Here is a 12,890-nt window from a genome sequence, read left to right as displayed (position 1 = left end):
CGGCGCAGCCGCGCGGCGCACCGCCGGGCGACAGAAAGGACTAGACAATGATCGTCGAACGCCCCCGCGACCTCCTGATCAAGAAAATCTGCGCCCACGGATTCCTGCTGATTTTCCTGGCGCTGATCATGTTCCCCTTCATCGTCGTCGTCTCGATCTCGTTTCGCGAGGGCAACTTTTCCGTTGGCCAACTCTGGCCGGAAAACCCGACGCTGGAACACTGGTATCTGGCCTTCGGGCTCGACTACACGCGCGACGACGGCACGGTCGTCACACCGCCCTACCCCGTCCTCTTGTGGATGTGGAATTCCATCAAGATCGGCCTGATCGCCGGTGTCGGCGTGCTCGCGCTCTCCACGATCTCTGCCTATGCCTTCAGCCGCATCCGCATCCGCGGCAAAGGCGCGATGCTCGACACGCTGTTCCTGATCCAGATGTTTCCCACCACGCTGGCGCTCGTCGCGATCTACGCGATCTTCGACGCGCTGGGCGAGGCGACGCCGCTTCTGGGTCTCAACAGCCACCTTGCGCTCATCGTGATCTACCTCTCCGCCGTCACCCTGCATATCTGGACGATCAAGGGCTATTTCGACAGTATCGACACCGCACTCGACAAGGCCGCCGCCATCGACGGGGCGACGCCGTGGCAGACCTTCCGCCATATCTTCCTGCCCCTCGCGGTTCCGATCATGGCAGTGGTCTTCGTGCTGGCCTTCATCGGCTTCATCAACGACTACCCGATCGCGTCGGTTCTGATCCGGTCCGAGGACAAGATGACGCTGGCTGTCGGCTCCCGCCTCTACCTCAACGAATTCCGCTACCTCTGGGGCGATTTCGCCGCCGCCGCGATCCTGTCGGGCCTGCCGATCACCGTGGTGTTCCTCTTCGCGCAGAAATACCTCGTCTCCGGCCTCAGCGACGGGGCGGTCAAGGGCTGATCACACGTCGAAGCGGATCAGGAACGTCGTGCGCGCGTCATCCGCCAGCGTGATCGTGGCCCCCTTGGCCTGCAGCAGCCGCCGCACGATGGGCAGCCCCATGCCGGTGCCGCCCGCGTCGCGCCGTGTGGTGAAATAGGGGTCGAAGATACGCGCACGGTTGCCTTGCGAAATCCCCGCACCGTCGTCCGTCACCGTCAGTTCCGCGGGCGTGGCACGCACCATCACGCGCTTGGCCCCGTGCGACCGCGCGTTGCCGATCAGATGGTCCAGCACCGGCTGCAACACCTCGGGCGCAAGCGGCATCGGCGCATCGCTCTCGACCTGCACGATGTCCGGCAGCACCAGATCGGCGAGCCGGCACTGCCCGTCCGGCATTACGTCATGGCTCTTGGCCAGCGCCCGCTGCGCATCCAGCAACTGTCCCATCCGCGCCACCGCCCCGTCGACGCGGGCCAGTAACCTGTCCCGCTCCGCCTGCGGCAGATCGCCGTCGCCCAGCAGCTCCGCCGCACCACGCACCACTGTCAGAGGTGATTTCAACTCGTGCGTCACGTGGTCGGCATAGGTCCGCAGCACCGCCTCGCGCGTCTGCAATGTCTCGCCCATATCAAGGATCGCGCCGCCCAGCGCCCGCATTTCGCGCGTGCCGTAGTGGCGCAGCGGCGTCACGTCGCCACGCCCCGCGCGCACCCGGTCGGCATGGGCAGCCAGCGCGGTGATAGGGCGCAACAAAATCCGCCACAGCACCCAGCCCACATAACCCGCCACGATGACCACGCAGATACTGACCAGCAGCACCGCCTCGCGGTAGCCGGTCAGCGGAGAGATGTACCGCACCGCCACGATCCCCGCGACCGGCAGGCACAGCACGACGGCAATCGTGGCCCCCAGCACCATCGCGAGAGAGGGGCGCCATTTGGCAGTTATGCCGCGCTGCATGGCCCCATCCGGATGCCCACGCCATGCACCGTCTCGATCGCGTCATCGCAGCCCGCCTGCGCCAGCTTGGCGCGCAGGTTGCGCAGGTGGCTGTCCATCGTGCGATCGCTGACGTGGATGTTGGTGCCATAGATCGCATCGACCAGTTGCGGCCGTGCCATGACGTGATCGGGCCGCTGCATCAGCTTGGCCAGCAGTTCCATCTCGCGCGCGGTGAGCGGCACGGCGTCGTCGTTCACTAGACAGACATGCTGCTCGCGGTTCAGCGCCAGCGCGCCGCGGCGCAGCGCCTTCGTCGTGACCGTTCCGGGTGCCGTGCGTTTGAGGATCGCGCGCACCCGGGCGACCAGCTCGCGCGGCGAAAACGGCTTGGCGACGTAATCATCGGCCCCGAGTTCAAGGCCCACGACCCGGTCGATCTCGTCCCCCTGCGCCGTCAGAAACAGGATCGGCACCGCACTGTCACGGCGCACCGCGCGGCAAACATCCAGCCCGTCCATCTCCGGCATCCCGATATCGAGGATGATCAGATCGGGCGTCGCCCGGCGCACCTGATCCAGCGCCGCCTGCCCGTCGCCCACCTCCGTCACGGTGAATCCGGCCTGCGTCAGGCCGATCCGCAGGATATCGCGGATCTGCTCATCGTCGTCGGCGATCAGAATGTGATGGCTCATGACGCAGCCCCCTTCTTCGGTGCCGATGCTACGGCCACAACAGGTGCGGCATCAAGCCACCAGCCGTCCTTGCGCAGGCTGTCCGGCACAACGCGGATTACGAGTTTCTTCATCTGTCCCACTCCATCTATCTGGTTGGGACCGGGATGCCAGACGGCTTGCGCAGACCCGCCTGCAGGTTTGTGCAGTTTTCGCGCAGAAACGGTTAACCCGTGATCGCGTCGCGGATCTCCTTCATGTTGGCGCCATAAGGTGCGGGGTCGCTGGTCGATCCGCCCCGGAACACGGCGGACCCCGCCACCAGCACATCGGCACCGGCCGCCGCCACCTTTGATGCCGTCGTCGGATCGACCCCACCGTCGATCTCGATATGCACGGGGCGGTCGCCGATCATGTCGCGTAGGGCGCGGATCTTGTCCGTCATGTCGATGAACTTCTGCCCGCCGAAACCGGGGTTCACCGTCATCACGCAGACCAGATCGACCATGTCCAGCGCATCGGCCACGGCGATGGCAGGAGTGCCCGGGTTCAGCGCGACACCTGCCTTGCAGCCCAGCGCGCGGATGTTTTGCAAGGTGCGGTGGATATGCGGCCCGGCCTCGACGTGGGCGGTGATGAAATCGGCCCCGGCATCGGCAAAACCCTCAAGATACTGATCCACCGGCGAGATCATCAGATGCACGTCCATCACCGTCTTGATATGCGGGCGGATCGCCTTGCAGGTCTGCGCGCCGAAGGTGATGGCGGGCACGAAATGCCCGTCCATCACGTCGACGTGGATCCAGTCCGCGCCCTGCGCCTCCACCGCTGCGATTTCGGCTCCGAAATTGGCGAAGTCCGCCGCCAGAATAGAGGGTGCGATCTTGATGGAACGGTCGAATGTCATGAGCGGGCCTCTGGTGTTTTTTCGCCTGCGGACATAGCCTCTGCCTGCGCGATTGTCACCGTGCATCGTGACATCGAGACCGGATCGGGTTGCCCACATGGAAACTGTCACCCTTCGCCATTCGGATGTGCTGCCGGGCGATGCGGTCGCCATGGTCAGCCGCGTGATGCTGCGCCGCAATCGCCCCAAACGCCTGCACGATCACGACTTCTTCGAACTGCTCTGGGTGCAGAACGGCGAGGTCCGGCACAATACGCCCGACGGTGTGACCATTTTGACCGAAGGCTGCGTGCTCTTCGTACAGCCACATCATGCCCACGCCCTGCAGGGCAAGGGCGATGCGGCCATGGTGGTTTCCGTCACGATGCACCCGGATGCTGTCACGGCGCTGGCTCGGACCCACACCGGTCTGCGCGGTCATCTACTCTGGTCGGACGCCCCCGCCCCCGAGGTAGTCCACCGCGACAGCCTGCAACTCGCACAACTCAACCGGGCCGCGATACGGCTGGAAGAGGCACCGGACACGGCGCTGCACCTCGCCGCGTTCCTGCTGCCCCTCTGCGCCGAAGCGATCGACGAGACCGGGCTTTCGCCTGATGCACCGCATTGGCTGCGCGCGGCCTGCACCGCGGCGCTGGCCCCCTCGGTCTTTCGTGATGGCGCGGCGGGTCTGGTGGCCCGTTCGGGCAAGGCCCACGCCCATGTCACCCGGAGCCTGCAGCGCTTTGCCGGCGTGTCCCCCGCGCAATACGTCAACGCGATCCGGATGCGCCACGCCGCCCGCGAGCTCACCGGCGGCAGCGACACATTGGGCGACATCGCGGCAGAGATCGGCCTGCCGAACCTGTCGCATTTCCACAAGCAGTTCCGCACCTTCCACGGTGTCTCGCCTGCGCAATACCGTGCCGCGCGGCAACGTGACGTCGCGCAGCCGGAATAACATTTGACCATTTGGTCAAAACTTGCCAAGACAGATGCAAAGTGACAGCTTTGCCCCGATTAAGGAGGCCCCGTTTTGCCCACCGCAACACAGACAGCGACCGACACAGCACAGCTGCCGCAGGTGCATCTGCCGCGCAACGACGGCATGCCGCTCGACCTCGACTGGGTCGCATCGGTGCAGGCCAACACCTCCGCCATCGAACGCCGTGCGGCCACCCTGCCCGGCCGTCGGTCGGTCAAAAAGGATCATCAGGCCGCGTGGCTCTGCAAGGCGATCAGCCTGATGGACCTCACCACCCTGTCGGGTGACGACACCCATGCCCGCGTCCGCCGCCTGTGTGCCAAGGCCCGCCAGCCGGTCTCCCCCGCAATTCTGGAAAAACTGGGGATGCAGGGGCTGACCACCGGGGCCGTCTGCGTCTATCACGACATGGTCGAAACCGCCGTGCAGGCGTTGGACGGCACCGATATTCCCGCCGCCGCCGTTTCTACCGGCTTTCCCGCCGGCCTTTCACCCTTTCACCTGCGCCTGCAGGAGATCCGCGAAAGCGTCGCCGCCGGTGCGCAGGAAATCGACATCGTCATCAGCCGCCGCCACGCGCTCACCGGGAACTGGCAGGCGCTCTATGACGAGATGCGCGAAATGCGCGAAGCCTGCGGCGATGCCCACGTCAAGGCGATCCTCGCCACCGGCGAACTCGGCACCCTGCGCAACGTCGCCCGTGCCTCATTGGTCTGCATGATGGGCGGTGCCGATTTCATCAAGACCTCCACCGGCAAGGAGCCCGTCAACGCTACGCTGCCCGTAACGCTCACCATGATCCGCGCGATCCGCGCCTATCAGGACCGCACCGGCACCATGGTCGGCTACAAACCCGCGGGCGGCATCTCCAAGGCGAAGGACGCGCTGGTCTACCTCGCCATGATCAAGGACGAGCTGGGCGACCGCTGGCTGCAACCCGACCTCTTCCGCTTCGGCGCGTCATCGCTGCTGGGCGATATCGAACGGCAACTCGAACATCACGTGACTGGCGCATACTCCGCCCAGTGGCGTCACCCGATTGGATAAGCACATGACCGTGAAAGAGATTTTCGAGACGATGGACTACGGCCCCGCCCCCGAAAGCGCCAAGGAGGCGTTGCAGTGGATCGCTGACCGTGGCGGCATCGCGGGCCATTACATCGACGGCAAATTCGGCCCGCTCCGCGACGATTTCGCCTCGACCAACCCCGCGACCGGTGAACGCCTCGCCGGTGTCACCAAAGGCACCGCCGCCGAGGTTGCACAGGCCGTCAAGGCCGCCCGCAAGGCCCAACCCGCATGGGCCAGGGACCACCACAAGCGCGCCCGCGTCCTCTACGCCATCGCGCGGCAGATGCAGAAACACAACCGCCTGCTGGCCGTGATGGAAACGCTCGACAACGGCAAGCCGATCCGGGAAAGCCGCGACATCGATGTGCCGCTGGCGATCCGGCATTTCTACCACCATGCAGGGTACGCCCAGCTGATGGACGACGAACTCCCCGACCGTGAGGCGCTCGGCGTCTGCGGCCAGATCATCCCGTGGAACTTCCCGCTGCTGATGCTCGCGTGGAAAATCGCGCCCGCGCTGGCGATGGGCAATACCGTGGTGCTGAAACCCGCCGAATACACCTCGCTCTCCGCCATGGTTTTCTGCGAGATTTGCACCGCCGCCGGTGTCCCGCCCGGCGTGGTGAATATCGTGACGGGCAACGGCGACACCGGTGCCGCGCTGGTGGATGCCGACGTGGACAAGATCGCCTTCACCGGCTCCACCGCCGTGGGCCGGATCATCCGCCAGCAGACCGCCGGGTCCGGCAAGGCGCTGTCGCTCGAACTGGGTGGCAAGTCGCCCTATATCGTGTTCGACGACGCCGATCTGGATTCCTCCGTCGAAGGGCTGGTGGATGCGATCTGGTTCAATCAGGGGCAGGTCTGCTGCGCGGGTTCCCGCCTGCTGGTGCACGAAGGCGTGGCCGATGCCTTCTACGCCAAGCTCAAGACCCGCATGCAGGGCCTGCGCATCGGCGATCCGCTGGACAAATGTATCGACGTGGGCGCCATCGTGGACCCGGTGCAGCTCAAGCAGATCACCGCGATGGTCGATGCCAACGACGAAGGCGAGACCTTCCAGACGACCGCGCCCGACGGCTGTTTCTATCCGCCCACCCTCATCACCGGCCTGTCCCCCGCATCGACCCTGATGCAAGAGGAAATCTTCGGCCCCGTCCTCGTCGCCACCACCTTCCGCACCCCTGCGGAAGCGGTGGAGATCGCCAACAACACCCGCTATGGCCTCGCCGCCTCCGTCTGGTCCGAAAACATCAACCTCGCCCTCGACATCGCGCCCAAACTGGTCTGCGGCATCGTCTGGATCAACGGCACCAACATGATGGACGCCGCAGCCGGGTTCGGCGGTGTGCGCGAAAGCGGCTTCGGGCGCGAGGGCGGCTGGGAAGGCTTGCAGGGCTACACGAAACCAAAGACAGCCCCGAAACCCGCCAAGCCCATCGCCGCATACACCACCGAAGACGGCACCCCCGCCGACCCGCTGGACCGCACCGCAAAACTCTACATCGGCGGAAAGCAGGCGCGGCCAGACGGCGGATACTCAACGCCTGTCTATAACCCCAAGGGCAAGCTCTTGGGCCACGTCAGCACCGCCAACCGCAAGGACATCCGCAACGCGGTGGAGGCGATGAACGCCGCCAAAGGCTGGGCAAAAACCACCGGCCACCTGCGCGCGCAGATCCTCTATTACATCGCGGAAAACCTGAACGCTCGGGCCGCGGAATTCGCCGACCGCATCAAGGCGATGACCGGCAAATCCGGCACGGCAGAGGTCGATACCGCGATCCAGACGCTGTTTTCAGCCGCCGCCTGGGCCGACAAGTTCGACGGTCAGGTGCACGGCGTCCCGATCCGGGGCGTGGCGCTTGCGATGAAGGAACCCGTGGGCAAGATCGCCGCCCTGTGCGACGACACCCCCCTGCTGGGCCTCGTGCAGGCCATGGCCCCCGCCATCGCCATGGGCAACCGGATTACGCTGGTGGCGAGCGGCCCGTTTCCACTCGCTGCGACCGATTTCTATCAGGTTCTCGAAACCTCCGACGTGCCGGCGGGCGTGGTCAATATCCTGACCGGCGATCACAGCGCACTGGCCCCCGATCTGGCGAAACATCTCGACCTCGACGCGGTCTGGTCCTTCTCGCAGCATCCCTTGGCAGAGGTGATCGAGCGGGAAAGCGCGGGCAATCTCAAACGCACATGGATCACCTCAGCACCATCGTTGAAAGAAACCCTGCACGCCGCAACCGAGGTCAAGAACGTCTGGGTGCCCTACGGCGAGTGACCCTCTTCTTCTGGTCGAAAATACCTCGGGGGTTTGGGGGCTGGCCCCCAAAACGACACTCCGCAGAACGCAGGACCGCAACTTTTTCAGGCTGCGGCCCGCAAATCGCGCCACTCAAAACATGAAGTCGGCGCAGCCTTCCTTCAGATCACGCTACTTCCGCTTGTCCTTCGCGCGCCAGGTATTCAGCCAGCGCCGGAACCGGCCGCGCTTTTCGGCGACACCGGCCTGCACCTCGTCCATCCGGTCGCCCGCGCTGTCCAGCAGCGGATCGACCGACCGCTCTCGGAACTGGAACCACATCGCGCGCAGGAACACGATCGCCACGATCAGGAAGCCGAAAAAGAAGATGTTGAACCACGGGATCACCCGCACGTCCGGCCCTTCAACCAGGCGGATCGCGATGGCGTTGGGATAGATCGACGCCCAGCGGATGCGCCAGCCGTAATGCGTCATCACCGCCCATTCGTCGGAACGGGCCGCAGCCGCGGCTTCGGCCTGCAGGTCGGAGCTGTCGAACTTGAAGTAGGGTGGCCAGATCCAGCCCGTATCCTCGTTGCGATAGACCATCACCCCGGTGCTGTCGCGCTGCCAGAAGCCCAGCAACCAGGTTCGCTTCTTTTCGGTATTTATCAGCCGCAGGTCACGTGTCGGCTGCTCGGCATTGCCGCTGTCGGCCTGCGCATAGAACAGCCGGTTGAAGCTGGTGAAATCGGTACGGATCACCTCGGTCGAGGTGATGCGCACGACATCGTGCTGCGGCAGCGCATAGTGCAGCACCAGTCCGAACAGCAGCAGGACGATCAATCGCAGGATAATTCCGATTCGGCGCATGACGGACCTCAGTTCGCGTTGGTGATGTAAACGATCGTGGCCACGATGGCCGGCGGGATCACGAAGACAAGCGCGATCAGCTTGGGGCGGAAACTGGCATTGTAGGCCTTGATCCCCCTTTCGACGAATTCGGCGCGCGTCATGCCTTCGACCGGTGCGGCATCGTATTCGTTTTCCAGCTTTTCACGCCGGACAGAGCGGGAGTAGATCGAAATCGACAGATAGATCACGCCCAGCGCGATGAACCCGAATACCACAAGCCTGACGAAACCCATCTACTTTCCCCCTACTGCGCCCCAAGGGCCAACCCGTCTGACCAACTCGTCGACACGGTCTTGGCCGGTCGCCTTGCGGCCCCAGGGCGTCTCCGCCGGGGCCGGCTCTTCCATCGGGGCCTCGTGCCCGAACAGTGCAGCACGGGTACCCGCCTTGTCGACCTGGTATTCCCGCTCCAGAAAGTCAGCGACATAATCCTTCTTTTGGTCGCTCCAGTCCATATAGGCGCGATAGAACACTTCCTTGTGGCAGATGAACAGCTGCCGGATGTCCAGCGGCGACAGCTCCGCCAGCAGCATGTTCACCAGATCCATATCCGCATGGTCGCGCGCGCGCAGCGTGTAGAAATAGGCCGGATGCTCCGACGTGATCTTGGGCCACGGTCCATCTTCCTCGGCCCAGCGCGCGAGGGCCGCGAGGCCCTGCCACGCCTCCGGCAGAAGGGCCGCGTATTTCCGCCCCAGCCGCCGCAGATCGCGGCGCGTCGCGCCCGTCAGATCGTCGCCCATGGTCGCGGCGACCTCGGCCACCACGAAATCCATCTTCTGGTGCAGGATCGCGGCAGCGTCGATGCCGCGCGCCTCCACGATCGGCTCCACCAGATCGTTGTCCTGCAGGAATTTCGCGATCCGGCTGCGCTCCGACAGGCCGATCACGTCGTCGATGGGCAGCGCACCCACCTCTTCGGGTGCGCGCACCGTGATCGCGGCAGGGCTGTCCACATCACGGAACACGTAGATCCCGCCGAAATGCGCCGTCCAGAAGTTGTCCTGCTCGAACGTCATCCGTTTGAGGTTCACCGGGTTGCGGGTCACGTCGCCCGTATCCTTGGCCAGGCCGATCATCTGCGCGATGAGCACATCGTCGAACCACGCATCCTTTTCCGATTTGAACCGGTCGATCATCGCACCCAGCCTGGCCGCGGTGGCGACGGTGCCGTCAGTCGTATCCGCCTCGACCACCACGCGGCGGATGTCGAAAAGCCTAGCCGCCGTCTCGACGCTGTAGACCGAATTCACCAATTCGCCCGCCACCGCGTCCCGCGCGGTCAGCGCGAACAACTGGGTCTGGTTCTCGGCGATGAACTGGCGCAGGATTCCCCGCGAGGTCGAAAAACGCATGTTCAGCAGCGGTGCGGTCTTCTGGTCGGTCGTCAGCAAGATGAACTGCCGGTTCACGCCCGCGTGGTTGAGGTATTCGTCATCGCCCAACTCGTCCCCGATTTCCGGGCTGTAGCCGGAAATGTCGATATGAAAATCCGCCAGCTTCGTGGTCTTGCCGGTCAGCGACTTCAGCGCGCGGTTGTAGCGATCCACCAGAATCGGGCTGTCCACCCGGATCAGGTTGCCGAACATCAGGCCCTTTTCGATCAGTCTGTGCATCGGATCACCATGTTTCCCGCGTCCAGTTGCGCGGCAGCCCCGCCACGGACAGCACCAGGATCGGCGCCCAGACGATGGCGGCACTCAGCGCCAGCCGCCCGAAATAGACCACGGTCGCCCCGATCCCCGGCTCGAACAGCGCGGCCAGACTGGCCCCCTGCACGACATACAACACCATAAAAAACGCAGCACTGATCGCAACCATCGCCACCGTCGCCAGCACTCCCAGCAGCATCAGCGGTCGTACCCCTTCTGGCATCACCATCGACAGCAGCTTCGGCACCAGCCAGGCGATCAGCGCCAGAAAGATCATCGGGACGATCAGATCGTTCATCCCTTGCTCTCCAGATAGCGGCGCTTGGCCTCTTCCTGCCGCTCGTAGTCGCGCACCATGTTGGCGATGGCGACCTCGTCGGATTTGTCGGCATAGCGGAATTCACTGTCGGCGTAGCGGTTGATTTCCTGAATCACCATGTCGACGGTGATCGGCACCCGCAGGTCGGCGATCATCGCTTTCTTGGCATCGTAATCCTTGAACAGGAACAGGTCGGGGTTTTCCATCCACTCGTCAGGCAATTCGAAATCCATTGCGCGGACCTTCACCGCGTCGGTGATGTTCTTGATCGCGCGACCGGTGAACCGCTCGTCGGCTTCCTGAATGCCCTTCAGATAGGTGCCGAGTTTCGCGATGGTGTCCAATTCGCCGATCTGGTCGTGCACCCGGTCGAAGACCCGCATCAGCCCTTCCTCATGGGGTCGCGCATGGCCCTCGAAGGACGCCGCGACCGCCTTCTTGATCTCCTGCGCGCTGAAAACCTCGTGTTCGCCCACCGGAATATCGTGGTTCTTGCCCATCAGCAGATAGAGGATGTCGATATAGTCGTCCCGAGTCTGCGGGCCGTCCACAAGGAACCGCGCCCCCGCCCGCTGGCGCAAGGCGTCGTCGACGTTCTCGGGATAGTTCGAGAACATCCCGAACGTGCAGTTCCCCCGCACGACGGTGTTGGCCCCTGCGAAGCTCTCCATCAGCACCGCCGTGATCTCCAGTTGCCCCGCGCTTGACTGCCGGTCGCCCCGCTTGCCGGCCAGCTGGTCGATATCGTCGATGGTGCCGAACCCGATCGCACCGGGATCGAGGATGTTGTTGATGAAGGCCTTCGCGTTCTGCCCCGATTTACCCTGATAGCTGTCGATGTTGTCGGTGCTCAGGTTCTGATAGCGGAATGGATAGCCCGCGACCTGACAGTAATCATTGATCAGCCCCGCCATCATCTGAATCAGCGTCGTCTTGCCGGTGCCCGGCTTGCCGTCACCCATGAAGGTAAAGATGAAACCGCCCAGTTCCGCAAAAGGATTCAGCCGCCGGTCGAAATCATAGGCCATGACCATCTTGGCCAGCTTCATCGCCTGATACTTGGCGATATGGTTGCCCACCACCTCGTTGGGCTTCTTGAAAGTCATGGTCAGCGTGCTGGATTTCTTCGCGCGCGCTGGGCTGAACCCGTCGACCACGAATTCATCCGCCTCGACCCGCCAGCTTGCGGCGTTGAACGGCTCCAGCCGGGCCGCCGTGCTGGCCCGGCCCGCGACCTTGTCCATCAGCGCCTCGGCAAAGGCCAGGATGGTGGCGACCAGCTTGGGCTCCGACGTGGCCAGCCCCGCGATGTCCTGATCCAGTTCCCACAGCGCACCGTGCAGCGCCAGCTGCCCGTTGTCGGTCAGCACTTCCTCGACATCGCCGATCTCGACCGTTTCCTCGCTCGCGTGGCTGCCCAGCAGAAAGGCGGTTGCCGACCCGAAAACATAGAGCGTGATCAGCGCCTCCGCCGTCAGCAGTTCGGAAAATTCCGCGCGCTTGCCGTCGGCCAGGCTGCCTTCGAGGTTGCTGCGCTTGAGGTCTTTCAGCGCCGTGCGCTCCGCAAACTGATCCGCGATCGCCAGTGCGATGGCGATGGCCCGCCGCAGCGATTGCTGCACCGTCGCCTGCAGGGGCGAGACCAGACCGTCGCCGCCTTCGACCGCCTCGATCCGGGTGGTCAACTGGATGCCTTCGGTCCGCTTGGTCCGCCGCGTCACCAGCCCCGGCGTGGTCGACCGGAACGCGCGCCGCGTGCCGATCCCCGACGACCGTTCCGCCACGGGCTGCGCCGATCCACTGGCGACCCGCGGGCTGTGGTCGAACCCGTCGAGCAGGTCCAGGGCGGCGGCATAATGCGCGCGGACGTCCTCCTCGCGCAGTTCCATCTGATCGCTTGTCTGGCTCATCGGTCCCTCTCAAAATCCTTGCGGTGCTGAAATATGCGTCTCGATCCGGGCGATCCGGCCCGCGTCATCGGCGGCATAGCAGACGTGCCGCTGCCGTCTCGTGCCAAAGACCGACCCGTCGCTGAACCCGGTCAGGCAGTTCTGCAGCGCGTCGGGCCGGGTAAAGATCGGGCCGCCCTGCCGGAATCCGTCCGCCTCCAGCGCGCGGACCATATCCGCCACCGGGGAACCGACCGGAAACTGCTGCGGGATCACGCGGTGAAACCGGTCGCCGTTCATGCTGCCGTAACCGCCCTGCCCGCAGGCCACCAACCCGGCCAGCAACAGCACCGCGCCACCCGAAATCGTCAACATCATGCGCCGCTTCATCATCCAGC

13 protein-coding genes are annotated in these 12,890 nt (G+C 64.4%); 4 read left to right on the top strand and 9 right to left on the bottom strand.

All coding sequences use genetic code 11. The features are described from left to right. The first annotated feature begins 47 nt into the window (after window positions 1-47). Window positions 48-938: a maltose ABC transporter permease MalG gene (gene malG, locus AC04PH_RS04860; protein WP_483064613.1), complete on the top strand. Its 891-nt coding sequence runs from the start codon at window positions 48-50 to the stop codon at window positions 936-938. On the opposite strand, the gene AC04PH_RS04855 is transcribed toward malG, so the two are convergent. The 3 genes from AC04PH_RS04855 to rpe form a co-directional block, all read right to left on the bottom strand. Then, window positions 939-1,880: a sensor histidine kinase gene (locus tag AC04PH_RS04855; protein WP_483064612.1), complete on the bottom strand. Its 942-nt coding sequence runs from the start codon at window positions 1,878-1,880 to the stop codon at window positions 939-941. After that, the gene (locus AC04PH_RS04850; RefSeq protein ID WP_483064611.1) at window positions 1,865-2,554 is read right to left on the bottom strand and encodes a response regulator transcription factor; all 690 of its coding nucleotides are present in this window, start codon (window positions 2,552-2,554) and stop codon (window positions 1,865-1,867) included. The genes AC04PH_RS04855 and AC04PH_RS04850 overlap by 16 nt, the downstream gene beginning before the upstream one ends. 205 nt (window positions 2,555-2,759) lie before the next feature. Then, window positions 2,760-3,440, bottom strand: a complete 681-nt coding sequence (gene rpe, locus AC04PH_RS04845; RefSeq protein ID WP_483064610.1) for a ribulose-phosphate 3-epimerase — start codon at window positions 3,438-3,440, stop codon at window positions 2,760-2,762. Window positions 3,441-3,537: 97 nt separating this feature from the next. On the opposite strand from rpe, the gene AC04PH_RS04840 reads away from it, so the two are divergent. The 3 genes from AC04PH_RS04840 (at window position 3,538) to AC04PH_RS04830 (ending at window position 7,756) form a co-directional block, all read left to right on the top strand. Then, complete coding sequence (locus AC04PH_RS04840) at window positions 3,538-4,380, top strand: helix-turn-helix domain-containing protein (protein WP_483064609.1); 843 nt, start codon at window positions 3,538-3,540, stop codon at window positions 4,378-4,380. 147 nt (window positions 4,381-4,527) lie between these two features. Next, a complete protein-coding gene (gene deoC / locus AC04PH_RS04835; RefSeq protein ID WP_483066149.1) occupies window positions 4,528-5,451 on the top strand; it encodes a deoxyribose-phosphate aldolase in 924 nt (307 codons plus the stop codon). A 4-nt stretch (window positions 5,452-5,455) separates the two neighbouring features. Beyond that, the gene (locus tag AC04PH_RS04830; protein ID WP_483064608.1) at window positions 5,456-7,756 is read left to right on the top strand and encodes an aldehyde dehydrogenase family protein; all 2,301 of its coding nucleotides are present in this window, start codon (window positions 5,456-5,458) and stop codon (window positions 7,754-7,756) included. A gap of 153 nt (window positions 7,757-7,909) precedes the next feature. Here AC04PH_RS04830 and AC04PH_RS04825 read toward each other — a convergent pair whose 3' ends face one another. From AC04PH_RS04825 to AC04PH_RS04800, 6 genes are read right to left on the bottom strand one after another with little or no spacing between them, the layout of a single operon-like run. Continuing rightward, the gene (locus AC04PH_RS04825; RefSeq protein ID WP_483064607.1) at window positions 7,910-8,590 is read right to left on the bottom strand and encodes a DUF1523 family protein; all 681 of its coding nucleotides are present in this window, start codon (window positions 8,588-8,590) and stop codon (window positions 7,910-7,912) included. Window positions 8,591-8,598: 8 nt separating this feature from the next. Then, entirely contained in the window at window positions 8,599-8,865 is a 267-nt protein-coding gene (locus AC04PH_RS04820) for a hypothetical protein (protein WP_483064606.1), read from the bottom strand. After that, window positions 8,866-10,248, bottom strand: coding sequence for a DUF6638 family protein (locus tag AC04PH_RS04815; protein ID WP_483064605.1), 1,383 nt, complete (start codon window positions 10,246-10,248; stop codon window positions 8,866-8,868). It lies immediately after the preceding gene. A 4-nt stretch (window positions 10,249-10,252) separates the two neighbouring features. Continuing rightward, window positions 10,253-10,582 carry a hypothetical protein gene (locus AC04PH_RS04810; protein WP_483064604.1) on the bottom strand — a complete coding sequence of 110 codons (330 nt, stop codon included), beginning with the start codon at window positions 10,580-10,582 and terminating at the stop codon, window positions 10,253-10,255. Further along, on the bottom strand, window positions 10,579-12,513 hold the full coding sequence (locus AC04PH_RS04805) for an AAA family ATPase (protein WP_483064603.1): 1,935 nt from the start codon (window positions 12,511-12,513) through the stop codon (window positions 10,579-10,581). The genes AC04PH_RS04810 and AC04PH_RS04805 overlap by 4 nt, the downstream gene beginning before the upstream one ends. A 9-nt stretch (window positions 12,514-12,522) precedes the next feature. After that, the gene (locus tag AC04PH_RS04800) at window positions 12,523-12,870 is read right to left on the bottom strand and encodes a hypothetical protein (RefSeq protein ID WP_483064602.1); all 348 of its coding nucleotides are present in this window, start codon (window positions 12,868-12,870) and stop codon (window positions 12,523-12,525) included. Window positions 12,871-12,890 lie beyond the last annotated feature (20 nt).

This window comes from Yoonia sp. KMU-150, assembly GCF_056858355.1.
This window is presented reverse-complemented; position numbering and strand designations above follow the sequence as displayed.

Bases quoted from the DNA above. Each gene is read 5' to 3' on its own strand.
- malG (WP_483064613.1), top strand. From the start codon at position 48: ATGATCGTCGAACGCCCCCGCGACCTCCTGATCAAGAAAATCTGCGCC.
- AC04PH_RS04855 (WP_483064612.1), bottom strand. From the start codon at position 1,880: ATGCAGCGCGGCATAACTGCCAAATGGCGCCCCTCTCTCGCGATGGTG.
- AC04PH_RS04850 (WP_483064611.1), bottom strand. From the start codon at position 2,554: ATGAGCCATCACATTCTGATCGCCGACGACGATGAGCAGATCCGCGAT.
- rpe (WP_483064610.1), bottom strand. From the start codon at position 3,440: ATGACATTCGACCGTTCCATCAAGATCGCACCCTCTATTCTGGCGGCG.
- AC04PH_RS04840 (WP_483064609.1), top strand. From the start codon at position 3,538: ATGGAAACTGTCACCCTTCGCCATTCGGATGTGCTGCCGGGCGATGCG.
- deoC (WP_483066149.1), top strand. From the start codon at position 4,528: ATGCCGCTCGACCTCGACTGGGTCGCATCGGTGCAGGCCAACACCTCC.
- AC04PH_RS04830 (WP_483064608.1), top strand. From the start codon at position 5,456: ATGACCGTGAAAGAGATTTTCGAGACGATGGACTACGGCCCCGCCCCC.
- AC04PH_RS04825 (WP_483064607.1), bottom strand. From the start codon at position 8,590: ATGCGCCGAATCGGAATTATCCTGCGATTGATCGTCCTGCTGCTGTTC.
- AC04PH_RS04820 (WP_483064606.1), bottom strand. From the start codon at position 8,865: ATGGGTTTCGTCAGGCTTGTGGTATTCGGGTTCATCGCGCTGGGCGTG.
- AC04PH_RS04815 (WP_483064605.1), bottom strand. From the start codon at position 10,248: ATGCACAGACTGATCGAAAAGGGCCTGATGTTCGGCAACCTGATCCGG.
- AC04PH_RS04810 (WP_483064604.1), bottom strand. From the start codon at position 10,582: ATGAACGATCTGATCGTCCCGATGATCTTTCTGGCGCTGATCGCCTGG.
- AC04PH_RS04805 (WP_483064603.1), bottom strand. From the start codon at position 12,513: ATGAGCCAGACAAGCGATCAGATGGAACTGCGCGAGGAGGACGTCCGC.
- AC04PH_RS04800 (WP_483064602.1), bottom strand. From the start codon at position 12,870: ATGATGTTGACGATTTCGGGTGGCGCGGTGCTGTTGCTGGCCGGGTTG.